Genomic DNA, 26,801 nt, shown 5'->3' with positions numbered 1-26,801 from the left:
CTTACTTGTAGGACTCAATAAACGTTAAAATCTCTTCGTCTTGAAAGTCCTTTGCCATCTGATGCAATCTTTTAGCAAAGGGAATATATTGGGGATCTATTTCTTCAAGTAATACCGCCTGCTTAACTATTTCTAGGAAATTTCCTTTCATAGCCAGTTCGTATAGAATTTCCATTTCTTTAGCTGGCGGGGCAATTAGCTCATCGGTGTCTGAGCCGATCGCCAGGGGATCTTCATTAGCTTCATAAACCCATTCTAAATCAAGATACTGTTGTAATTTTTGCAGGAGTTCCGTGGCTTGAACAGGTTTGGGAATAAAAGAGTTGCCTCCTGCTTCTAAACTTCTGTATTGATCGGCTTCAAATACGCTGGCAGAAGAGACAATAATGATGATGTCTTTGAAGTTGTCCGATTCTCTAACCCGCTTAATTAGCTCGAAGCCATCTAGTTCGGGCATTAGTAAGTCGGTAACGATTAAATCTGGCTGTACCTCCAGAATTTTTTCCCAGCCTTCCTCCCCATCGTTTGCTTCAGACACCTCAAAGCCTAGCGGACTGAGCAAATTGCTAACTACGGAACGGTTAGCCCATTTGTCATCAATAACCACAATCTTAGGCTGGCGGTCTTTGATGCCGATAATCTGGCCGCGATGGTCAATTTGAGAAGTTTTCACCCATTCATCGGCTTGAGATAGATTGACATCAAACCAGAAAATACTGCCAACATTCATCTCACTTTGAACCTGAATGGTACTGCCCATTAGTTCTACAATCCTTTGGCTAATTGCCAGTCCTAATCCCGTACCTTCCGTCTGCCGCCTGCGATCTCCTACCTGCTCGAAGGGCTGAAAGATAGCTTGGAGTTGATCTTGGGCAATGCCGGTACCTGTATCGCGTATTTCAAAGCGAATTTTTTCTTCTGTGGCAAAGCTGACTATAAAAGTAACAGCACCCTCATCCGTAAATTTAATAGCGTTACTTAAAAGATTAATTAACACTTGTCGCAAGCGTTTTTCATCCGCATGAATACCGATCGGGAGTTCGGGGCTTGATGGAAAATGAAACTGAATTCCCTTTAGTTCAGCTCGGATACGACACATTTCTGCGACACCTTGCAGGAACGCCGGGAAATGAAAATCCGTAGGCATGAGTTCCACTTTCTGTGCTTCAATCTTCGACAAGTCGAGAATATCATTGATTAAGGTCAGTAAATGGGAACCGCACTGATAAATAACATCAATGCGAGATCGCTCTTCTTGATTCAAGGATTTGGAACGCTGAAGAATTTGGGCGTATCCCATGATGCCATTCAGGGGAGTCCGCAACTCGTGGCTCATATTGGCAAGGAATTCACTTTTAGCGCGACTTGCTGCTTCGGCTGCTTCCTTAGCTTTTGCCATTAGGAATTCTGCTTGTTTGCGATCGTGGATATCGGTGCAAGTGCCAACCCACTCCCGGATGCTGCCATCTTCATTCAGAATAGGTACGCCCCTACCTTGGAAATAACGATAGTTTCCATCCGCTCCCCGGATTCGATATTCTATGTCATACAGGCTTTTCGTTTGCACTGCTTCCATCCACGCCTGAGCGGTTGATTCGCGATCGTCCGGGTGAATTGCATTTAACCAGCCAAAACCAACCACCTCCTCTACGGTTTGTCCGGTGTAAGCTCTCAGAGTCGGCATATCCGGGCATCGCCCCTCAGAATCGCCTGTCCAGACAATTTGGGACGTAGCAAGAATTAGCGAACGATAGCGTTCTTCGCTTTGTTTGATCGCATCTTCCGCTTGTTTGCGATCGTGGATATCGCTGGAAGTGCCAATCCACTCCCGGATGCTGCCATCTTCATTCAGAATTGGCACCGCTCTAGCTTGAAAATAACGATAGTTTCCATCTGCACCCCGGATGCGATATTCTATGTCATACCTACTTTTCGTTTGCACTGCTTCCATCCAGACCTGAACTGTTGGTTCGCGATCGTCTGGGTGAATTGCATCTAACCAGCCAAAACCAACCACTTCGTCTACGGTTTGTCCAGTGTAAGCTCTGAAAGTTGGTAGATCTGGGCATCTTCCTTCTGCATCCGTTATCCAGACCATTTGGGACGTAGCAGCGATTAGCGAACGATAGCGTTCTTCGCTTTGTTTGATCGCATCTTCCGCTTGTTTGCGATCGGTAATATCTCGCACCACAGATAACGCATACAGCTTGTCATCCTGCCAATAGGGGGTTGCTGTAACTTCCACATCAATACACTTGTTATCCTTGTGGATATCAATGGCATGACAGAAGAACTGCTTACCTGCCTTCACAGTTTCTAAGAAGTCCACAAATAGGTGGTAACTATCTGGGTGTATGAAGCCTCCAGGTGGTAGTTGAGTGAACTCCTCATAAGTGTAGCCGTGGATTCTGGCTTGCGCCGGATTGATGGCGACTACTTTTCCGGTTTCTAGTTCTGTGATGATAATGCCATCGTTCACCGACTCAAAAATACTGCGATACTGAGTTTCTTTATGTCGCAACGCTTCTTCCGCTTGTTTGCGATCGGTAATATCTCGTGTTGTGGCGATCAGGCCGAGGATATTGCCATTAGCATCCCGCCAAGGAGCTTTTGTAGTTAAAAAGGTCCTAGGGGTTTCATCAAGAGAGATATCTTCCTCGTAACTCTCAGTGATTCCTGTTGCCATGATTTGACGATCTTTTGCCATCATTTCACGGGCAGCGTTAGGCAGTAATTCCCAATCATCTTTGCCGATGATTTCCTCACTTGGCTTCCCCAAGAAGTTTGCCAAATTGGAGTTAATGGCAACATAACGCCCTTCTCGATCTTTAACGACAATGAAGTCGGGTGTACTTTCCAAAATAGAGTTTAGCAGTGCATTACGATCGCGCAGAGCTTCTTCAGCTTGTTTGCGATCGCTAATGTTTCGTGCTATGGCGATCATGCCGAGAATATTGCCCTGAGCGTCCCGCCAAGGGGCTTTTGTCGTTAAAAAAGAAGTGGTGATCTTACCATTAGAAACATCTTCTTCGTAGGTTTCAGTAGTGCCTGCTTCCATGATCTCGCGGTCTTTTGCCATTATTGCAACGGCGGCCTCCGGGGGAAGGAGTTCCGAATCGTCTTTACCCAGGATCTCCTCAATGGGTTTACCGTAAAAGGATTTTGCCCCATTGGAATTAAGGGCAACGTATCGGCCTTCCCGGTCTTTAACAACTATTATGTCTGGCGTACTTTCCAAGATAGAGCTCAGCAAGACGTTGCGATCGCGCAGCGCAGCTTGCTGTTCGCGCAGAGCTTCTTCAGCTTGTTTGCGATCGGTAATATCTGTATTAGCCCCAATCCATTCCCGAATTGAACCATCCGCATTCAGTAGTGGTATACCACGACAACTCATGTACCGATATTCGCCGTCATAGCGGCGCATACGTAATTCATCTTCATAGAGCGAGCGATTGGCCACGGCAGCCGACCATATACTAGCAACATGAGCGCGATCGTCTGGGTGGATCGTGTCTAGCCAGCCCCATCCCTTGTACTCATCAAATGTCAGTCCTGTAAATGCACCTAAAGTAGGTTGCTCGCTGGCCAATTCGCCCTCAGCATTACCGATCCAAATACTTTGAGCGGTAGCTTCGATCAAAGAACGAAATCGTTCTTCACTTTGTTTTAGGACATCTTCTGCGTTTTTGCGATCGCGAATATCCCGCGTAATAGTGGCAATCCCTACGGGTTCATTAGTCTCTGGATGGTTTACCAGAAATAGGGTGTAATCTACGGCGATGGGTTGACCTGTCACGAAATGTCTGAAGCGGAAATCACTCCGCCAACTTCCCTCTTGCATTATTGCAGGCATAATAGACTGCTGTACAAAGTCCAAATCTTCTGCCATGAAGAAGTCGGTAATGTGTTTGGTTTTGGCTTCGTTCAAACTACTGAGTCCCACCAAATCCCGACCAGCCTGATTCACGAGTATAGGGCGACCATCCATCGAGGCAACGCCAATAAAGTCACGGCTATTCTCGATCGTTGTAACAAGCAATTGCCGCTCTTCCTCTGCTTTTTTGCGATCGCGCAGCGCAGCTTGTTGTTCGCTAATATCCCGCGCAATAGTGGAAATAAACTCGACTTCACCCGCTTCGGTTTTGTGGACGATCAAAACCTGGGAGACTGGAATTTCTTCCCCATCCCGTGACAAAAATAGGATTTCACCAGCCCACCTACCCTCTCGCAAGGCGGTGGGAATTATTTCGTTGTGGAACTTTGCTTTAGCCGAGGGAGCTAATACAGAATCTATAGTAAACGGCGATCGTGCTTCCTCTAGAGACATCCCCAGCATTTCCTGTCCGGCTTTGTTGAGATAGACGCTATGCCCAGCCGCATCCACAACTCCTACTAAGTCGGAAGTTGCTTCCAAAATTGCCGTCAGTCGTGCCTGCTTTTGTTCTGCCCGCTTGCGATCGGTAATTTCAATTACAATCCCACCAAGACCAAAAACGATGCCATTTTCGTCCAACAAAGGATAGTAAGATGCTTGCCAGTAGCGCAGGATGCCCGGTTCTTTCGGCGTTTCACCCACTAATTCATAGTCGAGAATTGCCTTGCCCGTATCCAGAATGCCTTGCAGCATTGGTTCCACAGTCGCAGCCAATTCTGGCAGCACTTCACGCACTGACCTACCAATATGGTCTGCCACACAAACGCCATTCATCTGGGCCAAAACTTCGTTAATTTGGACATACCGGAGTTGGCGGTCAAAAATCAGCATTCCGGCATTGGCACCTGCAAAAAAAGCGTCGAAGTGAGCCTGTCGCAATACCTGTGCTGTTGTGTTCTCTTGCTGGGGCGGTTGGTTTTTATGTGGTGGGAATGTGCTCATGTTGGCTCGTGCATTTCAGCTATAATTCTAGAACTTCTTTCCAATTATGGGTTCGTAAGGTTTTCCTTTTTTCCTATTTGGGTACTGAATAAAACGTTCAGTAGGGCGACCATTAGGCTTTCAATCGGCGATATATGTATCCCTTGCGACAATATTTCCGTTAATTCTTCGGATGTATCGCCAAGCAGTTCTATTGCTCATCAATTCTATTCCTAATCAATTTTATGGGTAGTACATTGGTGACAACATAAGCTAGGGCAGCGTTTGTCAATCAGGAATTATGCTCAGCATTTACTCAGATTTGGGGGAAAACTTAGATTTGGGCGATCGAGCAATCATGGCGATCGCCATATTTATGCCCACCAACCCCCAAATCGCCAATTTTCCACTCCTCAACAAGCAGTATTTTAAGTAAAATTACGGATTGACAAATGCGATTAAATTATAGTTTTTCCCCCATGTCAGTAGAATGCCAAGTATTCTTGGAACGTTATCAATTTTAGCTAGATGCGTTAAATTTTCATTTAGATATACACAAGAGGGAAGCAACTGGCAGAGTAATAGCAATATCTCTCCCACCAGTCAAAATCATTGTAATACTTGGATATTTGACTTGTCCACTTAAATAGTCATTGAATAATCCCTGCTTAAGTTGATAACGGGACTTCAAAAAAAAATAGTGGAGAGTATGATAAACTCAAATCGAGTTAATGTTGACTAAAGTTAGTAGAGCGATCGCTTTAACAATAGATGAGTCGGCTCTCGGCTCGCGAAAAAGTGGCAAACTAACCGCAGGCCTGCGAAGACCAGGTATCCGAAAAATTGGCAAGAGGGATAACTGCGTATTATGAGGAACCACATCTCTATCTAACGACTTCACTTTTTTTACTCTAAAAACAGGTTAACATTTATGATAACGATCTCAGTATTTTATTTTTACATTGGGTACTGAGAACTTTATTTTTTACTACTTTCCTTAAAAAATGACCACACAAAAAACCTTGTTTCCTGAATTTAAATTGAATACAATTCCCGAAGAAGTATTGACACAGATATCGCAAATATTTACAGCTACCCTATTTAAAATAGGTGAAAATCCAGTATCGTTGCAGTCACTGGTGGAACTGATTGTATTGTTTATGGCTATCCTTGTCATAGCACGCTCTTTTACAAACTTTCTTAAGGAACGCTTGCTAGTCAGACTGGGAATTGACGAGGGAAACCGGGAAGCGATCGCAGTAATTATTGGGTATTTGATAGTAGCTTTGGGGGTGATAGTCGCCATCCAAAGCATCGGTTTCAACCTCGCTTCTTTTGCAGTAGTTGCGGGGGGATTGGGAGTCGGAATTGGCTTCGGAATCCAAGATTTAACAACTAATTTTGTCAGTGGCTTAACGCTGCTTTTAGACAGACCTGTGAAAGTTGGAGACTTTGTGGAATTAGAAGGATTAATGGGAATTGTCAAAAAAATCTCGATTCGATCGACCATCATCCAAACCACTGAGGACTCTAGCGTCATTGTTCCCAACAGCAAAATGATTAGCAACAAAATTGTTAACTGGAGTTACGAAAACTCCCTACTCTGTCTGCGAGTTCCCGTAGAAGTAGCGGAGAATAGTAACCCGCTGTTAGTGACAGAAACTCTGTTAAATATTGCTTACAAAGAAGCAGGAGTTTTGTACGAGCCCAATCCGAAAGTATTGTTTGTCGAGTTTGGTGATGATAGTTTTAAATTTGAACTTTTAGTTTGGACGGACAAGCCGACTGAAAGAGAAATAATTAAAAGTTCTTTAAATTTTGCAATTGAATACAATTTCCGCCACCAAAAGATAGAATTTCCGTTCAATGACAGAGAAATTTATTTGCAAAACCCCGAAGTTCTGTTGTCAATGTTCAACAAAAAAGAAACTGCAATTGACCTCCCGAACAGTTACTCGGAAAATGAGCAAAAACCGCCAATTTTTGCAGAGAAACTGAAAAAGCCATCGTCGCTTAGCTGTTTGCTGCGAGAGGTGGAATACTTTGAAAATCTGACCGATCTGGAATTGCGGCAATTGATTGAAGTTGGATACCGCAAACGGCTGCGATCGCAAGAATATTTGTTTCACGAAAACGACCCCGGAGATGCTTTTTACATGATTCTTTCAGGTTCAGTAGAAGTTTTTGTAGAAGCTATTGACAAACATCTGAATAACCTCGGTTCTGGTCAGTTTTTCGGGGAACTTTCTTTGATGTTGGGCATCCCCAGAACTGCTTCGGTAAGAGCTTTGGAAGAAACAATTTTGTTTGCCATCAATAAAGAAGGTTTCCAGAAAGTTTTAACTGAACGACCGGATTTATCTGAACAGATTATTCAAGAAATAGTCAAACACAAAGAAGAACTCAGCGAGAGACAGCAATTATTGCGAGAAATGGAATTGGTAGATGCAGCAGAAGAGGATGAAAATCCTGTAGAATGGGTGAGAAAACGGCTAAAAAATCTATTTAGCGTTTGAAATAATTTCTATGACGCGATTTATTCACGATCTCTTTGCCAAAGAATACCTGGAGGAATTGCTGTCGCCACTCGGAACGGTTAATATCGGCCGCGATGTGACTTCGGAAGTCTGAGAAATCGATGTTTACTTCACTTTCTTCAATCTAAAATCTAAAATCTAAAATCGATTGATGCCCACAGCATCGAAAGCATTGGTAGATAGCTTTAATGCGATACCAGACACAGAGAATTGGATGCAGGGAATTTATTTTTTGGGGGAATCTTTGCGAACTGCAATTGTGGCTATTCACCAGTTGCCAGAAACTCCAGACACGCTGTGGTTGAGGATTTTGGGCAAAGGGGGAGTGCAGCAAAGGGCTATTTCCCAATTAAGCGCTTTAGCAACAGACGATCCGTTGCGGATTATCGCGCTAGAATTGCTGTATCGGTTACAGTCAAATTTATTGACATCCTCCCCGCCGTAAACGGTCGGGGATTCTAAACATCACTGTTTAGGCTTCCTCTTTCCACGACTCGACTTACATTGAGGAGTTGCCTCACCAATGCAGCGGTCGATGTCTCCAGAGGCGTTTAACGTTTCCGTGTGCCCCACGGTACGAAGTCCTAACTCAAGTATGTTGATTGCGGCATTCCAGTCACGTAAGAGTACAACACCGCAATGTTGGCAGCGGTGCGTTCTTTGACTCAAAGACTTTTTGACGATTTCCCCACAGTTAGAACAATTTTGCGAAGTGTAGTGCGGTGGTACAGCAACTGTTACCACTCCAAACACTTTGCCGAAATATTCCAACCATTGACGGAAAGCAGACCATGCAGCATCCGAAATAGATTTAGCTAGCTTTCTATTTTTGACCATATTTCGCACCTGCAAATCTTCGTAGGCAACCAAGTCGCTAGACTGGATTACGCATCTTGCCAATTTCACGGCAAAATCTTTACGTTGTCTACTTACTTTGAGGTGTTTTCTACTTAATCGGTTTCTTGCTTTGGCTTTATTTTGGGAGCCTTTTTTTGTTCTCGAAAGACGCCGATTCAGTCGTTTGAGAGCTTTCTCGGACTTTCTCAGATGACGCGGGTTTTCAATTGTTTGACCGTCTGAATCTGTGTAGAAGTGAGTCAAACCAACGTCCAAACCTAGTGTTTTACCAGTTGGCGTTCTCTTTTCTAGTCGTTCTTGGTCGATCAAAAACTGAACGTAGTAACCGTCGGCTCTACGAACAACACGCACGCGCTTAAGCTGCTTTAATTGGTAGAAGTGCAAGTCGCGAGTTCCCCACAACTTAAAACTTCCGGCTTCAAACCCATCAGTGAAAGTGATAGTACGTCTATCATCCGACAACTTATAGCCTGTTGTTTTATATTCAACAGAGTCGTGCGTCTGATGTTTTTTAAAACGCGGGAAGCCCTTTTTCCCTGGTGTGCTTTTTTTGCAGTTGTCGTAGAACCGCGCAATTGCAGACCAAGCTCTTTCGGCAGAAGCCTGACGCGCTTGAGAGTTGAGTTTAGCAGCCCAATGAAATTCTTTGGCTAGGACAGCGCAGTAGGCGCTTAACTCGTACTTGCCGATTCCCAAGTTGTCGAGCCAGTATCTCAGACAGCTATTGCGAACGAAGCGAGCGGTGCGGATGGCTTCGTCTAGCCTCTCGTACTGTTGCTTCGTCCCCTCAAGTTTTGCCTCAAATACCAACATAGTTACGCTTGTCGTGTCAGCGTAAGTATAACACAGAAAGCCGTCCTACAAGGACGGGGCTTTAAACCCAATTATTTTAGTAACCGATGCGCCACAAGTATTAGAGCCAGAAGAGCGGGAGTTAATTATGGCCATTGCACCACTTTTTCAACAACAAATACAAGCCGCACAGCAACAAGCTAGAGAAGAAGGACTAGAACAAGGACTAGAAGAAGGATTAGAACGAGGGCTAGAACAAGGACTAGAACGAGGCAGACAAGAACAACAGCGCTTAATATTAGAAAATTTTCTGCGAGTTAGATTTGGAGAATCAAGTCCAAAAATGACAGTTTTTCTATCTCCAATATCCAAGTTGGCGGCGGAATTTACAGTTTTGTTGCTGGCAATATCGATGTTAACAGTCGATGAAACAGGGCGGGAAGCAGCGGTTAAATTGTTAGCTGAAAGTGTCTTGCAAATACGATCGCCTGAATTGGGCGATATTCTGCCTACAGTCGTTACTAATTTATTGGCATTGCCTGTGGCAGAATTGACATTGTTGGTAGAACAACTGCCACAGTTATCGGCTGAGGAATTGAGGGAGAGGTTAGGGAAAACACCTGAATAGAACCTCCGATCGCAGCCATAAAGGGATCTCGCTCTTTATGGCATTTAAATCATTCTCAAATAAAATTCCTAGATTCTGTCGATCGCACTTTAGGAATTGGACTGCGGGCCTAAAATCAAGTGCAGCAGACCATCGATCAGTCGATCGCGCTCCATTGGGATAATCTCTTTACCGTGCATCATATGCTGCATTAACTGAAAATATACCAAAGCTCCGATAAAAATCCGCGCAGTTGCCTCGGGATCGGGCAATTGTAACTCTGGATGCGATGCCAAATAATCCGCTAGCCGCTCGATACCCGGTTTAGCTAAGTTTTTCACAAAAGTCTGCGCTAGCTGGGGAAAACGCCCTGATTCCGCAATCACTAACCTCACAAAATTGAGATATTCTGGTTCCTGGGTCGCCTGATCCAATATAGTTGTGGCAGCGAATCGCAGCGCTACGGCCGGTTCTTCATCCAGAACTGTAAAATGGACTTTTTCTCGCGCCAGCCGCTGTACCAAAGCCGCGAATAATCCTTCTTTATCTGCAAAATAGCTGTAAACCGTGGCTTTGGAAACTCCGCCCGTCTTCGCTACCTTGTCCATACTCGTCCCCGCGTAGCCGTGGGCTAAAAATTCTTGCATCGCACCTTGCAGGATTTGCTCGCTCTTGTCACCTCCTGCTGCGTCTGCTTCGATCGGTTTTGTCCTTGCCATACCTTGCTTCTGTAATTTTTATTTGGGCTCTTGACATCATTATACTAAACGGTTTAGTATTAAAAGACATCGTAACTAAACCGTTTAGTTTTATTTTCTCACAAAGAGGTATGTCATGGTACACCAACCAACAGCAGACGGCTTATCCTCAAATCCATCCCTAGTTAAACAACTCCTAGTTGTGGCAGCAGTAGCAACCTTGGGGGCAGCGGGAACCACAGGCTACACGATCTGGCGATCGCGCATACCCGATCCCAACGCCGTAGCCGCAGCAGCAGCCGTCACAGCATCCCAATTAAAAACAGTTACAGCCTTGGGGCGACTCGAACCCAGAGGAGAAGTAATTAAAGTCTCCGCCTCCGGTGCAGCCGAAGGAAACCGGATCGATCGACTCTTAGTCAAAGAAGGAGACAGGGTGAAAACAGGTCAGGTGATCGCAATTTTGGACAGCCGCGATCGCCAGCAAGCCGCCCTCGACCAAGCTCAAGAACAAGTGCGCGTCGCCGAGGCAAATCTAGCAAAAGTGAAAGCAGGAGCCAAAAACGGCGAAATTCAAGCCCAGAAAGCCACCATTGCCCGCATAATGGCCGATCGCAGCAACGAAATCACAGCGCAACAGGCGATCGTTGCCCGTCTAGAAATCGATCGCAGCACCGAAATTGCAGCGCAACAAGCCACAATTGCGCGGTTGAGGGCCGAACAACAAGGTGAAATTCAAACCCAACAAGCCACAATTGCCCGTCTACAAGCCGAACTCCGCAACGCCATAAGCGAGGATCAGCGCTACTCCCAACTGTATGAACAGGGAGCAATTTCCGCCTCAACTAGCGACAGCAAAAGCCTCGCCGCCGAAACAGCCCAACAGCAAATCAACGAAGGAAAGGCAAAACTGAATCAAATTCGCCAATCCCGCCAACAACAAATTAACGAAGCCCAAGCCAAACTAAATCAAATTCAACAATCTCGCCAACAGCAGATTAACGAAGCGCAAGCCAAACTCAGCCAAGTTGAGCAATCTCGACAACAGCAAATCGACGAAGCCAAAGCAAATCTCGATCGCATCGCCGAAGTGCGTCCCGTTGACATAGCAGCAGCCGCCGCCGAAGTCAGTTCCGCCGCTTCAGCAGCCAAACAAGCCAAAGCCAATCTGGATCTAGCTTACATCCGTGCTCCCAGAGACGCCCAAGTCCTGAAAATTCACACGCATCCGGGGGAAAGGGTAGGAAACGACGGCATTGTCGAACTCGGACAAACTCGCGAGATGCTGGCTGTTGCGGAAATCTACGAAAGCGATGTGGACAAAGTACGCCTTGGACAAACCGCCAAAATTACTAGCGATGCTTTGACTGGTGAATTGCGGGGAACTGTCGAACATATTGGTTTGCAAGTGCAGCGGCAAAACATTGTTAACACCGATCCTTCTGCGAATATTGATAGTCGAATTGTCGAAGTAAAAGTGCGCTTAGACGAAGCTTCCAGTCAGAAAGTAGCGGGATTCACCAATTTGCAAGTCAAAGTGGCGATCGGGGAAATTAAAGATTAAGTAAAAAATGTTCCTTTCTTCCCGGTAGAAAACTCTCTACTTCTTCCTCTCTCTTCCTTCGTGTCCTTCGCGTCTTCGCGGTTCAATAATCACATATTCTTTCTGTACGAAGAGAGTAAACCATCAATAATCCCAAATCTAAAATAGTATGATTGGACTCATAAAACCATTACAACAGTTAAGACGCAGAACTTCCCTCGGATGGCTGCAACTGAGCCACGACAAAGGGCGAATGCTCGTTGCAGTAGCAGGAATTGCCTTTGCTGACGTTTTGATGTTCATGCAGTTAGGCTTTCAAAATGCGCTTTACACCAGCAATACGCGGCTGCATCAAAGCTTGGAAACAGACTTAGTTTTGATTCACCCCCAAGCGCGAAATTTGATTAATTTGTCTTCCTTCCCCAGGCGCAGATTGTATCAAGCAATGAACGTACCGGGCGTGAAATCAGCCGAGCCGCTTTACGTGAAAATTGCTAACTGGAAAAATCCCGAAACTCGGCGCGAAACGTCGCTGATGGTGGTGGGTTTCAATCCGAATCGCCCTGCGTTTGCGCTTCCCGAAGTTAACCAAAATTTGAACGCGATTAAATTGCCGGATACCGTGTTGTTCGATCGAGCTTCTAGGGGAGATTACCAAAAAACGATCGCCCAAATCGATCGAGGCAAAGCCGTTAAAGCTGAGGTCGAGCGACGCACGATTAACGTCAGCGGTTTATTCACAGTTGGAGCATCTTTTGCCGCCGATGGTATTTTGATGACTAGCGATCAAAATTACCTGCGCCTGTTTGCGAGACAAAATGCCGCGAGTGTTAATGCCGGATTAATTCAACTGCAACCGGGTGCTGACCCCGTGGAAGTTCAACAAGTTTTGAAAGCATATTTGCCGCCGGATGTCAAGGTATTAACCAAACAAGAATTTATCGATTTTGAGAAAAACTATTGGGCTAAGAATACTGCGATCGGCTTTGTGTTTAATTTAGGCGTCGCGATGGGTTTTGTAGTTGGTGTGATTATTGTTTATCAAGTTCTCTCAACCGATGTCAGCGACCACATGGGAGAATACGCTACTTTTAAAGCGATGGGCTACCGCAATGTTTATTTACTGGGCATCGTTTTTGAAGAAGCTCTAATTCTTTCCGTCCTCGGTTTTTTGCCAGGAGTAGGAGTTTCTTTCGGACTTTACTCTTTAACCCGCCAAGCCACAAATTTACCGCTTTATATGACGCTGCTTAGAGCATTTATAGTATTACTTTTGAACGTGATTATGTGCACTATTTCGGGAGCAATTGCTACTCGCAAGCTGCAAGCCGCCGATCCGGCAGATATGTTTTAAGGGAAAATGAATCAGTTTATAGGATTCGGCGGTTGAAACCGCTACTAGACAAACTAAGTCCCTCTCTAAGAGAATAAAGAATAAAGGGGGTATTAAAGCAAAATTTTGTATAAAGTCCTGAATACACCCATATTTTTTGTAATCATTCTCTTGTTTTCCCTCTGCATTATCGGCGGCAAAAACGATTAAGTTTAAAACTTCAAACCTCAAATCAAAAAGTTATGAACTCTACTACTCTCTACCCGACAACCAACGCATTACAGATTCCTGCACCTATAATTTCCGCGCACCAACTCAACCACTACTTTGGTCAAGGTCAACTGCGAAAACAGGTACTTTTTGACATTGATCTCGACATTAATGCAGGTGAAATCGTGCTGATGACGGGGCCTTCCGGTTCGGGAAAAACTACGCTTTTAACTTTGATTGGCGGACTGAGATCAGGTCAATCGGGAAGTCTCAAAATTATCGGTCAAGAAATGTGCAAAGCGAGTGCAGACCAATTGGTAAAGGCGCGGCGCAAAATTGGTTATATTTTTCAGGCGCACAATTTACACCGCAGTTTGACGGCGCTGCAAAACGTGCAGATGGGTTTGGAAGTTCACGGGAATTTGTCGCGTTCCCAAATGCGCGATCGCTCTGCAAAAATGCTAGAGTTAGTAGGGCTGGAACAGCGGATTAACTATTATCCAGATGATTTGTCGGGAGGACAGAAACAAAGAGTTGCGATCGCCCGCGCTTTGGTCAGTCAACCGCAAATTGTTTTAGCGGACGAACCGACAGCCGCCCTGGACAGCAAATCCGGTCGCGAAGTGGTGAATTTGATGCAGCAACTTGCCAAAGAGCAGGGTTGTACTATTTTGTTAGTAACCCACGATAACCGAATTTTGGATATTGCCGATCGCATCCTTCACATGGAAGATGGAAAATTAGCCTAATTTTTAAATTTCCGAAGAATAGACATCACCCATAACTCCCCCATTTTCAATTTTGGATGTCAAAATTTAATCCAAAATTGCCCAACCCCAATCTAAACTTGTCCTGGAACTGTTGACTAATTTCTAACAACCAATCCTTGCCGGTAAATCCCCAAATTTTGCAGGTACATTGCTTCGAGTTTGGGCATCGACGATTCCACGGAACCGCCATAACGCCTAAAAGAAGGCCAGATGTAAGCGAGTTTTCTGACTGCTGACTCCAATCGACCCGCTTCTATATCTTCTAATGCGCCTTTTTCTCGGATTAACTCTATAGCCATCAAATCTTGATTTTGAGGGCTGAAATCGCGGACACCAAATTTTTTAGCAAATCTGTCCCAAGTGGTGCTGAGAAACTGATATCGCCCCGCTGCGTCGGAACAGAGTTTTTTGCCATAGCGGCGGCCGCACCTCATTTCCCTGGGATGATCTTGAAAGCTGACAAATTTTGTACCGGTGTACTGGGTGCGGTAGCCGTCGGGGCTAGCGGTTCCTTCGGCGGCTGCGATGGTGTCGAGAAAGGCTTTGACTCGACGTTCCGGGCTGATGCTATCGAGTCTGCTATCCTGTCTGGGAGCTGGTGAATTCAGGGTTGCAGTTTCTGGTGCTCGATCGCGATCGATGTTATCCTCTCGTTTGTCTGGTGAATCGAGCGCCGCAACTTCCTGCAGGCGTTTCGGGGCGGGCGAGCTTCCTGCCGAGACCGATTGTCCCCACAACAGCCTCGGCGTCATTCGACCCAAGAAAAAGCACAAACAGATTAAGAAACCCCAAGAGAGTTGAAAACGAAGGAGTTTGGAGTGATTCCGGCGCAGAACCGGCCACCGGTGAAGGGGGAGTGTTGCGGGCAAAATTTTCGTTTGCTGGCCGAAGGCGAACAGCGATTTCAGCGCTAGCAAGGTTTGCTGGTAGAAACGCGGTGGAAGTTTCCGAGATCTCATCGCTCTGGCGAAAGTCTCCACATCTGTCAGAGTAACTTGTGCCAGCGGTTTTGCGACAAACACTCGAAAATGGTTGGCCGCCTGCCAGCTAAAGCGCCGGTTGCGGGGGGGTTTGCGGTTTACCCACAGGCGAATTAGCTCCATGTCTGACATAGGGAGCAGGTGGCTTCCCAGATGTTTTGATGCGTACAAAAGTACCTCCTGATATCAGTTCAGGTTGAAATATCCCAGTTTGTGGACTTGAGATTGGTTTCACTGTTGAAATTGGGGACTGGCAAGGAAACAAATCTCTTTCGGGGCGATCGCAAACTTCAAATTTTTCGGTCATCACCGAAGGGCAGCGATAGGGATCAAGATAAACTGGTTTCAACCATATCCAGTGATACTACTAAGTGTTCGCCCGGTCAAGTTCACGGGCAGATTGGGCGATGGTTTGAGTCTAAAATTTAGTGATTCGACAGACCTCGCCATCCCAACTGACATAGGTTTCAAGGTACTGGCATCCGGCTGGCTCAAAAGCGAGCGATCGCATTTTTTTGTATCTAATATTAAGAATTCTACCGGTGTTTGGGCCCGGAGGATTCCTCAGCTTGAATGCTGAGCAAATTTTTGCGTTTTGCCAGCATCAGGGAACCGTAGCGGTTAGCCCAAACTTGAGTAAACTCAGCACCTAAGAAGAGAATCTGAGCCGAATAATTGATCCAAAGTAAGATAATCACGAACGAGCCAGCAGCACCGTAGGTAGAGGCAATACCGCTACCACCTAGGTAAACTCCAATTAAGGATTTGCCGATCGTAAATAGCACTGAGGTGATGGCGGCGCCGATCCAAACATCATTCCAGGCAAGATTGACATCGGGCAAAAGTTTGTAAATTAAGGCAAAAAGCAGCGTAACTACGCCAAAGGAGAGAGCAAAGTCCACAACCTGCCAAATGCCGACTGGTAAGTGCAGCAAGCCGTTCAACCAATAGCTAACGGCGGCTAAAATGGCACTAATTACTAAAGATACTAGCAGTAGAAAGCCTATGCCTAAAATCATTGCAAAAGACAATACGCGATCTTGCAGAAATCCCCAGATCCCGCGTCCAGGAGGCGGTGAAACATTCCAAATAGTATTGAGGGCTTCTTTGAGATTAGTAAACACATTGGAAGCCCCCCACAAAAGTGTAGCGATACCGATTAAAGTAGCAATCATTCCCGACTTTGGTTCGGAGGCTTTGAGGATTAGTTCTTGGACGGTTTCGGCCCCATCTTTCCCGATTAAGCTTTGGAGTTGGGCGACGATTTGACCTTGGGCTGCGTCTGCACCAAAGACTAAACCGGCGATCGCAATTACGATAATTAGCAGCGGGGCTAGGGAGAAGACTGTGTAATAGGCTAGGGCGGCGGCTAAGGTTGGGGCTTTATCTTCTTGCCATTCAGTAAAAGTTTCTTTGAGCAGCGATATGACTGTTTTTAATTTCACGGCATTTGGTTTCCTTATACTTTGAGTATAAGGAATTATACTAGGTTAAGAGTCTTTTAGCCTCAGCCACAAGATAGATTTATCGAGTAGCAAATTCGGAAGATTATTTTTATGTCAGATTCCCACACAACAGTTAACAACACCGAGGGAAAAATGTCCAAAAAAGCAATTTCTTGGGCCAAAATGAGCGCATTAGTAGCGGTGGTCAATTTCTTGCTGGTGCTTTTCCATTTCAGTTACCTTCAGTTGCGTCCTGTTTATCAGAGCTATTTTCCGGGTTTAGTTAAAATTTATGACCCGATTAAAGGCATTGATTCGAGTTTGCAAAATCCCGAATATTTGAAAAGCGCTGACCAGTTTTGGCGAATTGATACGTTTTTTATCGGTTTTTTTGGGGCGGAATTTTTGATTAAAAGTCTGTTCCACACCCGCCGTAAACCGGGGGTAACTTGGTTTAATTTTGTGCTGAGGCGCTGGTATGAAGTGTTTCTGGTGATCCCGATTTGGCAGGGGTGGCGGATTCTGCCGGTATTGGTGCGGCTGCACAAGTCGGGTTTGGTAAATCTCGATCGCGTAGTTACTCAAGTTACCTACGAACCGGTGGCTTATTTAGCCAATACGATGTCGGAATACATGATGGTGCGGTTTATCAATCAAGCTAAAAGTTCGATCAAACAGGGCGACGCGGCGCAGATGTTGCTGGCGCAGCAGCCGTACCTTCACGTCAATCAAGAAAATACGATCGAACAAATTACCAAGCGGATTTTGGATCTGACAATTTACAAAGTTTTGCCGCAGGTGCAACCGGATTTGGAAGATTTGCTGCACCACAATTTGGAAACAACAATCAAACAGTCGGATTTCTATCAAATCCTGCAAACTTTCTCTCCGATTAACATTTTGCCGACGGAGATGACGGAACAGTTAGCGAATTATTTGGCTCAAACTGCTGTGGATGTGGTAGCTACTACTTATGAAGACGATAAAGGTAGAAAAATTCTCGATAATTTCAGCCAAGAATTTAATCAAAGTTTGCGACGGGAATTGCAAGATGAGAAAACTCTCGCGGAATTGCAGTCGCTGCTGTCGGATTTGTTAGAAGAAGTGAAGTTGAATTACATTCAAGGCGGATTGAAGTCCGATCCGGTGCAGACTTTTACGGAAATTAACTCGCTCAGGGGAGTAAGGGAGAGTTGATACAGCAATGAGTTCCGGCTTTGTGAATTAGATTTTTTTACTCACATCTTGCACCATTGTCAAGAACAGGCAAGATGCCTGTTCCTAAACAAGTAATTGAGAATGGTGCAATATCTCAGTTAAAACGAACCGCGAAGACGCGAAGGGCGCGAAGGAAGAGAAGAGAAAGAGTTTGCAAGTTCTACGGGTAAGGTGCGCCTCGGTGCACCTACGAATAAGGGTAGTGGGGATATCCGAAATGTCGGGGGATAAACATATCTGAATCCCAAGCTAAAATAAAAGAATTAACTTAAAACATCTATCATATTAGATATCTATTTTGAACAACCTTACTTGCCTGGAAGTAGAAGTCGCTCAAACAATGCTGAGGTTAGCAATGTTGGTGGGCTTAACACTTTTAATCGCCTTTTTTGTGGCGTCCGAACTAGCATTAGTATCAGCCGATCGCCATCAAATCCGCCAACTTGCCCACTTGGACGATCGCCCAACCGCTAAAACCGCCCAACTCGTCCACCAAGCTCAAAACAACATACCGCATTACCTGTCTGTGACTCAAACTGGCACAACAGCAGGGAGTTTGCTGCTGGGTTGGTTGGGTGAGGGAGCGACTGTACACTGGATCGAACCGTGGATCGAGAAATTGCCGATCGGTCATTTGCCGGCCGTGCTGACTGCTCATTCGATCGCAGTTCCCGTAGCTTTTATCTTAGTAACTTACGTAGAAATAGTCTTAGGAGAACTCATCCCCAAAGTATTAGCAACCCACGCCCCAGAACGTACCGCTTTGCTGCTGATGCCGGCCCTCGAACTCTGCTCAAAATTACTGTGGCCGCTGCTAGTAATTCTCAACGGTACCGTGTGGCTGCTGACTGGTTGGATTACCAGTAAAGAGTCTCAACCGCTGCTGTCATCTTCCCAGGCAACTTTCGTTCAAAAAGATGCTCATTCGGCACTCATTTCTGGCAATTGGGAAGTGACAGCAGTTAACGAAAAACTGGGATTAAACTTGCCAACTAACCAAGCGTACCAAACAATCGCCGGATTCGTGATCCACAATTTAGGTAAAATTCCCAATCAAGGCGATCGGCTATTGTGGGGCGAGTTGGAAATAGAAGCAGCAAATGTAGTAGAAGGCAGTTTAGAAACAGTGCTGCTGCGTCAGGTAACTAGCCCTTTGTTTGAGACTCAGCAGCCAGAACTGGTGTTGAATTGAATTAACCTTTTTTAATTTCCAGGCTCTGCCTGGAAGAAGCTACAGGAATCATTTAGGGTGGCTAGATCGCACCTGCCAATTTCATCATATTTAATAACGCAGCAATATTGACTAAAATATCTTCAAATACGTAGTGAATTTTCTCCCCTCCCTCCTGCTGGTTGTGCGAGTCAAGATCGAGAACCCTTTCGCCGATAAATTCCCAGTATTCGAGACCAACTTGACTGCTAAGTTTGCGGTAACAAGGGTTGACATAATCCGGTGCAAATATTTCTATAACTTTAGTACCTGGACTGCAAAACACTGTGTTAGTCAGAGCCGCACCGTGAACTCCGATTACAACTTCAGCAGCAGCAAACAGCGATACTTGTTCGGCAACAGACAGTGATTCGGGCGCGAGACTCTTAAAGCCAAACTTACTTAAAAATGCCACTAATTCATCTTCATTAATCACTCTGCGTCTTTCTTTGCGAGATATAAAAATTCGCTGTTTTTTCTGCAAGCCAATGATGGAATCATTTAAAAATTCTCTTCTGAGAAAATCGCAGGCCCATTTTGTACTTTCTCTGATGACAGTGCTCACCAGTAATTGACGAGCTTGAATGTGATTATTATTATTATCGATTTCTACAATTTTTTCTAACGGAATACCCAACAAGCTGACTGTTTCTCTCTGAAACGGGAAGCAACAATGATTGACAGCAAATTTATCGATACTACCTATATCTATACCCGATCGGCGGAGCAATTCCATCTGTGGCAAAAACTCAAACATCCAGTGATAATAATTGTGACAGTAGTTTTTCGCGAAAAAAGCTACTGTTCCTTCAATTGCAACCGGGGGAGGCAACCGATCTGAAGAGATAATCAAACTGGGACTACCTGTAGATATATCCTCTAACAGCCGATCGTCTGAAGTAATGACGGCCCGAGTAAATTTATCTCCCCAAGCACGTCCGTTAGGGATAACAGCTACAAATGGTTGTGCGTTTTCACCCTCACTTGCTGGGGAATTAGAGTCAAGGTTTTCGCTGGGTAGAAATTGCGGGGATAGAACAGGTATTTTCGCCTTTGATGTAGAGGTAACTAACTGACTATCGAGGCTAGAAGGGCAAAATTCACGAATTAGGTGCACAGGAATTGCGCTGTAGTAACAAGCCATAGCCTCATCTTTTCTACCTAAATGTGTAAATAATTTGAATAAATAGTAGTAAGCTTCGTCCACAGACGGCAAAATTTGAAGGAGTTGAATCCAAGTAGCGATCGCTTCTGGGATTTTTCCTTGCTTTTTGAGGACAACTCCTAAGTTTAAGTAACTCAACTTACAGTCGGGTTTATGAGAAATCGACTGGCGGTAACAAGCGCTCGCCATATCTAATTTACCTTGAGTAAAATGAAAATTTCCTAACTCTAAGAATGACTGGGAACTAATGCTTGTCGGAGCGATTTGAGCAACTTTAAGCCAACAATCTAAAGCTTCCTCCCAGCGGTTTTGCTGACTCAATACCTTGCCCATTCTCAAATAAACATCAGCCCAATTCGGGTTTAACTGAAGGGCTTTTTGGTAAGTAGTTATTGCTTCATCCAGTCGCCCCTCTGCAACCAAACAATAGCCTAATTTAGCAAGGATTTGTGCTGAGTTAGGATTGATTGCTAGGGCTTGAGAAAACGAGCGAATAGCCGGGGCTGCTTTTTTCTGTGACATGAGAGCAGCACCCAGAATGTCGTAGGCTAAAGCGCAATCCGGTTTGATGATGATGACTTGATGGCAAAGTGCGATCGCTTCTGCAAACTTCCCCTGAGTAAAATATACAGCAGCTTGGCGGTTGAGCGCTGAAATATCCTTGCGGGCGATCGCTCCTGCATCCGAACTGCTGTTGGAATTGGAGTCTCGATCGCTGGTGCTGTTCATCTGTTGTAGAAGAAAATGGAAACTTCGGTAGTAATTTTAGATATTATACCAGTGAATAGTACCGATGTAAACAGCAGCGCGATCCTCTTCGAGGGCTTCGCTAACGCACTTTTTCACCCAACAGCAACCTTTACCGCACCCCCAACCAACTTCTCGTAATCCGCCAACAACCACGGAGGCAAACAAGTATTCGCATCCTGAACCCGCAACTGTCCAGGGCGACAATACAGCATCGCCGCCAACAAATTATTCACAGCTTTCGGCCCTTCAAACCCTTTACTCAACTCAACAACCAACGAGTTAAAAAACTCGCGATCGCTCTCATTCAGCGGCTCGTTAATAAACCCGCTGCCCAGAATTGCTTTGTAACCCTTGCCCAAATCGCTCCGGTACAAAACTTCTACTTGTTCGCCGGAAACGCTCAGCCACAAATCGGCAATTTGCTTGCGAATATGCCGCAAATCTGCTATTACCAATTCATCCGTCGGGTCAATTTCATAGAGATTGACGGCAGCAGTTAATTCATTGAGAAACTGCGGCATATAATCTTGTTGGATCACTGTTTGTTCTGTGGTCGCCAATGCGCTTTCAAACACCTTTTCGTAATCTTCAAGCAACCACTGGGGTAAGCGGGTGCGAGCATCGGGAACCCGCATTTTACCCGGTACAAAATACAGCATTGCCCCCAGCAGAGCATTGATAGCTTGAGGCTGCACCAACCCTTTGCTAATTTCAGTCAATTTGTGCAAAAACTGCTGTTCGACTTCAGTCATCGATTCTGCTTGCAAGCCGCAGCTAAGAATTGCTTGATATCCCTTGCGAACTTGTCCTCGGTAAAAATTTTCTAGTTTCTCCGAAGGAACAGTCAGCCAAAAATCAGCCATTTGTTTCCTGATTTGGCGGAGTTCCAAAACTACCGATTCGTCTGACGGATCAATGCGGTAAAGATTGACGCATCCTAACAGTTGATTCACAAATTGCCGGGATTGAATGTATTGAGCGAGCAAGTCAGAAGTTGAATCAGACTTGGCGGCGGCTTCCGTCTCAAAAACTTGTTCGTAATCCCCAATTAACCAGTGCGGCAAACGGTTGCGAGCGGCGGGAATTCGCATAGTTTCCGGCGGGAAATACAGCATCGCCGCGAGTAAGGCGTTGACAGCTTTGGGATGCACTAATCCTTTGCTAATCTGGGTTAATTGCTGCAAAAATATTTGTTCGCTTTCGATCATCGGTTGACGTTGGAAATCGCTTTTTAGCAGGATTTTATAGCTGTTACCTGAAGCGCTTTTGTAAGCGGTTTCCAGGTTTTCAGTGGGAAGGTTCAGCCAAAAATCAGCGATTTGTTTGCGGATTTGACGCAGTTCGGATATTGCTGAAATGTTTGAGGAGTTTCGTTGGTAAAGCTTGAGGGCATTCGAGAGAATCTCGTCCAAATCTGGCTGCTTGGGAATGCTATCCTGTAAGTTTCGCGATGCTTCCAGGTGGCTGGTTTGCCATTGGCAAAACAGTTCTTGGAATAATTTGCCGATCGCCCCAGAGTATGCCACACTGTCAAAACAAGCCGGATTAGCTTGCATTTTTTGCTGAATTTCCTGCCGTTTTTGCTGCCGCAATTGCGGGTTAGTGCCGAGGGTAACGGCTAGCTGAATGTAAGATGCTTCGTCGTACGCAATTAAATCAGGCATTTGCAGTTCCCGCAGCATCGCCGAACCTTGGCGGAACCGCAAAGCATTTCCTTCCACAACCACCGCCGGCAATCCTACTTGCAAAGGATCAATTAACGATGTTGCCCCAGCATAAGGATAGGAATCGAGATAAACATCTGCTAGCTGCAAAAATTCTTTCACATCCGCGCGACTAGGCAGTTGTTTTACGAACCGCAAGCGGTTGTTATTGACCCCGTATTTAGCGCAAACAGCATTCAGATTGTTGACAAAAGGTGTCGCTGGATAGGTGCGAGTCCAAGCCGGCCCGAAGGGATATAAAATCAAGATTGAATCGGGTACAGCAGCTAGAATTTTCACCCAACTCTCCCTCAACTCCGGCAGAATTTTGTAGAAGTTAGCGCCGGAGATAAAAACGGTTGTATTGTCTGAAATCCCCAGACTTTGGCGGGTAGGTTTAACTGTAGCTACTTCCGATTCTGTTGCGTATGTGAAACAAAAACCGCTGCCTTGAAGAACAGCCAACTGTTCGCGATATTGTTCTTGATAACTAGCATCCGGCGCAGTAAATTGACCTGCGATGTAGTAATCCATGTGCCGGATTCCGGTGGTTGTCGGGGAACAGAAAGATGTAGTTTGTACCCGCGCTAAACGGTGCATTGCTAGTGAAGTCAGCGGTTTGTTAATAGCTGTTAAATTCGTACCGAAAAACAGGATATCTAAGTCGTCGGCGCGGATTGTTTGGACTTGCGATGCAAAGTCTTTCGGAAGTGCAACCAGTTTGTCGGCGCGACTTTGACAGTATTGTTCTAATTGGTGGCCGCTGGTGTTGAGCGCGTACAGGTATATCTCGAACTCGTTGCGGTTTAAATGCTCGAAAACCGGGATTGTGGCGAAGGTTTCGGTTTGCGGCACGAAATGGTCGTTGATGATGCCCACACGGATTTTTGTCCGATTTGGCGATCGCGCCGGGAATATACAATCAATTGAACTGCCGCGATTTTTGAGCGAAAACTCAATAATTTCCGCCCGTTTGGTGTAAATATCGCGTAGGTTTGCCGTGGTAAAATAAAGCGGGATAAAGTTGGCAACTTGCGCGAACAACAAAGCAATATTCTGCCAAAGTGGCGAATCTGCATTTTTGAACAAATTAGTATGTAAGTAATCAATCCAGCCTTGGATGAATTGATAGTAAGTGTCTGCTTCTCCTCTGGTTTGAAATACGTTCGGACAAGTAAACATGAATTTGAGATATTCGTTGGCGAACCAATTAGGCACTGTAGCGCGCTCGTACTTGATCGGCAATTGGTCTGCCCGTCGGTACAGCATGGCTGCGAGCAGGTAATTGATGGCTTTTGGCTCGTTAAATCCTTTCGCCACATTGGCGACTAATTCGCTCACCAAAGTCTCTTCTGTATCAGTTAGCGGTTCATATCTAATGTCGCTGGTCAGCAGCGCTTGGTGCTGTTTGCCTGCTTCGCCGGCAAAGGCATTTGCAACTTGTTCGGCTGGTAAGCTAAGCCAAATTGCAGCAATTTGTTTTCTAGCTTGGCGGACATTTTCTAGTGCAGATAAATCAGCGGAATTTTTCTGGTATTCCTCGATAATGCTTGACAATAAGATTGAATTTTGCGGCGATTTTGCCGAGATTTTATGTTCGCTCCCGCAGGCTTGCATCAACGCTGAACTAACTGTTGTTGCCATTTTTGACCAAGAAAATTTGCGGGATTGTCCAAGTCCGGCAGCAATTAACGAGTTGCGAATATCCGGTTTCTGCACATCAAGCAGGGCATTTCCCAGTGCATTAACATCATTTTCACCTACATAAAATGCTGCTTCGCCTGCTACTTCTGGAATCGAGCTGTTGGGGCAAGTGACGACGGGACAACCGCAAGTCATTGCTTCCAATATTGGCAGTCCGAAACCTTCATATCTTGAGGGAAATATGAGGGCGATCGCACCCGAGTAAGCTGCTCTTAATTCAGCGTCGCCCAAATACAGCAGATGGACGTTTACACCAGCAGTGTACGGTTGTAATTTAGGTTCTAGCGAAGGTTGACCGCTAGTACAAACAACATCAAATCCCGACTTGCTGCTGAGTCTCGATAAAGCTTGAAAAAAAGCGATCGTATTTTTATAACCGTTGAATCCCAATCTTTCTCCCACTATCAAAAAGTAGGGTTTATCAATCCGGTGTGCAGTTTTAAATGCTTCTATTTCTGCTAGATTAGAAGGATAAAAATGTTTTTGAATGCCGCAGTGAGCGACAGTAATTGATGCGGGAGATATTTCGGGGAAAAACTTTACTAAGTCGCGGGCCGTGCTTTGGGAAATGGCGATGTAGGAAGATGCTTGGCGGATAGCATGATGTTTTTCTCGCCACATGGGATTATTCAGGTCGCCTCCCGTAACTTCGGGTATCATATCGTAGGCGACAAATGCCGATCGCGTCGAAATGGGTGTTGTATAGTAGGTAGAAACAAATAAATCTGCATTTTCTCGATCGCACATTTGCTGCAACATTTGTTTGTCAGCATCGGTTTTGTTGTAATCGTAAACCGGAATCGAGCGATATTGAATGCCGGCAATCTTCGGTACAGTGCCTGCGCGATCCAGCATTACTATATGCTCAGCGAAACCGCTTTTTACCCATTCTTCCATCAAAGACTGCCAAACGCGAGCAATCCCACTTTTTTGCTGGCTTTGAAAAAATATGCCGTCAATAACTATTTTCATGATTAGTGAGTTTCCTGTAAAATTACGATAAAGCAGTTCGATAAGCAGCGATAGTTTCGTCAGTACACCTTTGCCAGCTAAAAAGTTTAGCTTGTGCCAAAGATTTGGAAGACATACTTTCTCGCAGCGATGATTTGTTGTAGATTTCTAGCATACTATGACAAAGCGCGTCGGTATCTTTTGGATCTACCATAATTCCCGCTTCCCCAACTACTTCGGGAAGCGAAGATGTATTTGAGGTAATCACCGGTACTCCGCACTGCATCGCTTCCAAAGGCGGCAAACCAAAACCTTCGTAAAAAGAAGGATATACAAAAGCTAAAGCACCGCTGTAAAGAGCTGCCAAATCTGATTCTGGCACGTATCCAGTAAAAATTATCCGCTCTTTCAATAAACCCTGCTTGGAAACTTCTGCCATAATTTTGTCATATTTCCACCCCGGAGTCCCCACTAACACCAGATACAAATCTTTGATTTTTTGTTCCTGAATCAGTTGAGCAAAACAGCGGATAGCGTGGTCTATATTTTTCCGAGGTTCTAGCGTACCCAAACTCAAAATGTAACCCGTATCAGGAATCCCGTATTTGCTGCGAATCGAGGCAATCTTTGCAGTATCGCGACAAGGATAAAATATACTCGGTTCCGCAGCTAAGTGAGTGACAATAACTCTCGATTCGTCAATTTTTAGATAGTTGCAAAGATCATTCTTAGTACAATGCGATATGCAAATCACCCAATCTTTTTGAGAGATGCTTGCTAAGGTTTTTTTGTAAAGTAAAGGGATTTGCTCGCTCAGCAGAAACTGCGGGTACAAAATAGGAATCAAGTCATAGATAGTCAAAAAAATCTGAGCTTTACTTGTTTGCTTTGCCCAAACAGGGATTTCATCGTAGGGCGAGTGAAAAATATCTGCTGACTCTAAATTATTAGCATCTACCGGAACACAGGAACCACCCATGATTTGAACGGCATTTTGTAAATTGTTCTTCAAATGGTCAAAAACAGCTTTTTCCGCGACAGCATTGCCCGCCTCATTTGCTTGGATTTGAAGACCCAGCATATTGTAAACATCGAGTAGCTGCCTGTAAAAAACCCTGGCAAAGCTCGAATGCAGCAGGGGAATACCCGCTAATTTTGGATTCGTTTCCAGATAATCGAAACTCGCATCCAACAAATGCAAATACTGACTGACACAAAATAACAAATCGCATTCTTTCGAGTTTGCTAAATTCTCAGCAATACTTTCAACAACTCTAAAAATGCCGGTTCTAGCGCGCTGGTGCATGTGTCCCTGTCCGAGGACAGAGATATCGTAAATAACTTTAATTTGATTCTCCCGTGCAATTGACATACTCGGTTAACTCGCTTCGTACACTTACAGGACTTACGCACTCAATGGCGGTGTTGAAAAGGGTTGAGATTCTTCGCCACACTTGCGAATGACAGACTGG

Annotated in this window: 17 protein-coding genes; 9 read left to right on the top strand and 8 right to left on the bottom strand. The window is 45.2% G+C overall.

The annotated features are described in order from the left end of the window. Position 1: 1 nt before the first annotated feature. Entirely contained in the window at positions 2-4,876 is a 4,875-nt protein-coding gene (locus Q5691_RS04675; protein WP_333211944.1) for a PAS domain S-box protein, read from the bottom strand. Positions 4,877-5,156: 280 nt separating this feature from the next. Between Q5691_RS04675 and Q5691_RS04670 the strand changes: the two genes are divergently transcribed. The 3 genes from Q5691_RS04670 (at position 5,157) to Q5691_RS04660 (ending at position 7,837) form a co-directional block, all read left to right on the top strand. Beyond that, positions 5,157-5,291: a hypothetical protein gene (locus tag Q5691_RS04670; RefSeq protein ID WP_333211946.1), complete on the top strand. Its 135-nt coding sequence runs from the start codon at positions 5,157-5,159 to the stop codon at positions 5,289-5,291. A gap of 568 nt (positions 5,292-5,859) precedes the next feature. Next, a complete protein-coding gene (locus Q5691_RS04665) occupies positions 5,860-7,371 on the top strand; it encodes a mechanosensitive ion channel domain-containing protein (RefSeq protein WP_333211948.1) in 1,512 nt (503 codons plus the stop codon). Positions 7,372-7,543: 172 nt separating this feature from the next. Beyond that, complete coding sequence (locus Q5691_RS04660; protein WP_333311923.1) at positions 7,544-7,837, top strand: hypothetical protein; 294 nt, start codon at positions 7,544-7,546, stop codon at positions 7,835-7,837. Between the two features lie 20 nt (positions 7,838-7,857). On the opposite strand, the gene Q5691_RS04655 is transcribed toward Q5691_RS04660, so the two are convergent. Continuing rightward, the gene (locus tag Q5691_RS04655; RefSeq protein WP_333211951.1) at positions 7,858-9,063 is read right to left on the bottom strand and encodes a transposase; all 1,206 of its coding nucleotides are present in this window, start codon (positions 9,061-9,063) and stop codon (positions 7,858-7,860) included. Between the two features lie 127 nt (positions 9,064-9,190). On the opposite strand from Q5691_RS04655, the gene Q5691_RS04650 reads away from it, so the two are divergent. Next, complete coding sequence (locus Q5691_RS04650) at positions 9,191-9,670, top strand: hypothetical protein (RefSeq protein WP_333311924.1); 480 nt, start codon at positions 9,191-9,193, stop codon at positions 9,668-9,670. Between the two features lie 89 nt (positions 9,671-9,759). Here Q5691_RS04650 and Q5691_RS04645 read toward each other — a convergent pair whose 3' ends face one another. Continuing rightward, on the bottom strand, positions 9,760-10,368 hold the full coding sequence (locus Q5691_RS04645) for a TetR/AcrR family transcriptional regulator (RefSeq protein ID WP_333311925.1): 609 nt from the start codon (positions 10,366-10,368) through the stop codon (positions 9,760-9,762). Between the two features lie 115 nt (positions 10,369-10,483). Between Q5691_RS04645 and Q5691_RS04640 the strand changes: the two genes are divergently transcribed. The 3 genes from Q5691_RS04640 (at position 10,484) to Q5691_RS04630 (ending at position 14,182) form a co-directional block, all read left to right on the top strand. Beyond that, complete coding sequence (locus Q5691_RS04640) at positions 10,484-11,911, top strand: HlyD family efflux transporter periplasmic adaptor subunit (RefSeq protein WP_333311926.1); 1,428 nt, start codon at positions 10,484-10,486, stop codon at positions 11,909-11,911. Between the two features lie 148 nt (positions 11,912-12,059). After that, complete coding sequence (gene devC, locus Q5691_RS04635; RefSeq protein ID WP_333311927.1) at positions 12,060-13,244, top strand: ABC transporter permease DevC; 1,185 nt, start codon at positions 12,060-12,062, stop codon at positions 13,242-13,244. A gap of 221 nt (positions 13,245-13,465) precedes the next feature. Beyond that, complete coding sequence (locus tag Q5691_RS04630) at positions 13,466-14,182, top strand: DevA family ABC transporter ATP-binding protein (protein ID WP_333344003.1); 717 nt, start codon at positions 13,466-13,468, stop codon at positions 14,180-14,182. Between the two features lie 116 nt (positions 14,183-14,298). Here Q5691_RS04630 and Q5691_RS04625 read toward each other — a convergent pair whose 3' ends face one another. Both Q5691_RS04625 and Q5691_RS04620 read right to left on the bottom strand, forming a co-directional pair. Further along, positions 14,299-15,315, bottom strand: coding sequence for a glycoside hydrolase family 104 protein (locus tag Q5691_RS04625; protein WP_333311742.1), 1,017 nt, complete (start codon positions 15,313-15,315; stop codon positions 14,299-14,301). A 404-nt stretch (positions 15,316-15,719) separates the two neighbouring features. Then, positions 15,720-16,628 carry a YihY/virulence factor BrkB family protein gene (locus Q5691_RS04620; protein ID WP_333311741.1) on the bottom strand — a complete coding sequence of 303 codons (909 nt, stop codon included), beginning with the start codon at positions 16,626-16,628 and terminating at the stop codon, positions 15,720-15,722. A 111-nt stretch (positions 16,629-16,739) separates the two neighbouring features. Between Q5691_RS04620 and Q5691_RS04615 the strand changes: the two genes are divergently transcribed. Continuing rightward, positions 16,740-17,825, top strand: coding sequence for a hypothetical protein (locus Q5691_RS04615; RefSeq protein WP_333311740.1), 1,086 nt, complete (start codon positions 16,740-16,742; stop codon positions 17,823-17,825). Positions 17,826-18,144: 319 nt separating this feature from the next. Then, entirely contained in the window at positions 18,145-19,038 is an 894-nt protein-coding gene (locus tag Q5691_RS04610; RefSeq protein WP_333344002.1) for a CNNM domain-containing protein, read from the top strand. A 61-nt stretch (positions 19,039-19,099) separates the two neighbouring features. Here the strand turns inward: Q5691_RS04610 and Q5691_RS04605 are convergent, their stop codons facing one another. The 3 genes from Q5691_RS04605 to Q5691_RS04595 all read right to left on the bottom strand — a co-directional run bounded on the left by Q5691_RS04605 (position 19,100) and on the right by Q5691_RS04595 (position 26,701). Next, a complete protein-coding gene (locus Q5691_RS04605; protein ID WP_333344001.1) occupies positions 19,100-20,950 on the bottom strand; it encodes a tetratricopeptide repeat protein in 1,851 nt (616 codons plus the stop codon). 113 nt (positions 20,951-21,063) lie between these two features. Continuing rightward, positions 21,064-25,350 carry an O-linked N-acetylglucosamine transferase family protein gene (locus Q5691_RS04600; RefSeq protein WP_333344000.1) on the bottom strand — a complete coding sequence of 1,429 codons (4,287 nt, stop codon included), beginning with the start codon at positions 25,348-25,350 and terminating at the stop codon, positions 21,064-21,066. Positions 25,351-25,372: 22 nt separating this feature from the next. Beyond that, on the bottom strand, positions 25,373-26,701 hold the full coding sequence (locus tag Q5691_RS04595; RefSeq protein WP_333343999.1) for a glycosyltransferase family 1 protein: 1,329 nt from the start codon (positions 26,699-26,701) through the stop codon (positions 25,373-25,375). Positions 26,702-26,801: the final 100 nt, after the last annotated feature.

The sequence above is a fragment of the Microcoleus sp. w1-18aA5 genome, from assembly GCF_036701705.1.
In the GTDB taxonomy this organism is placed as follows: Bacteria; Cyanobacteriota; Cyanobacteriia; order Cyanobacteriales; family Microcoleaceae; genus Microcoleus.
Note: the sequence above shows the minus strand (reverse complement) of the source record. Positions and strands in the feature narration are given on the sequence as shown.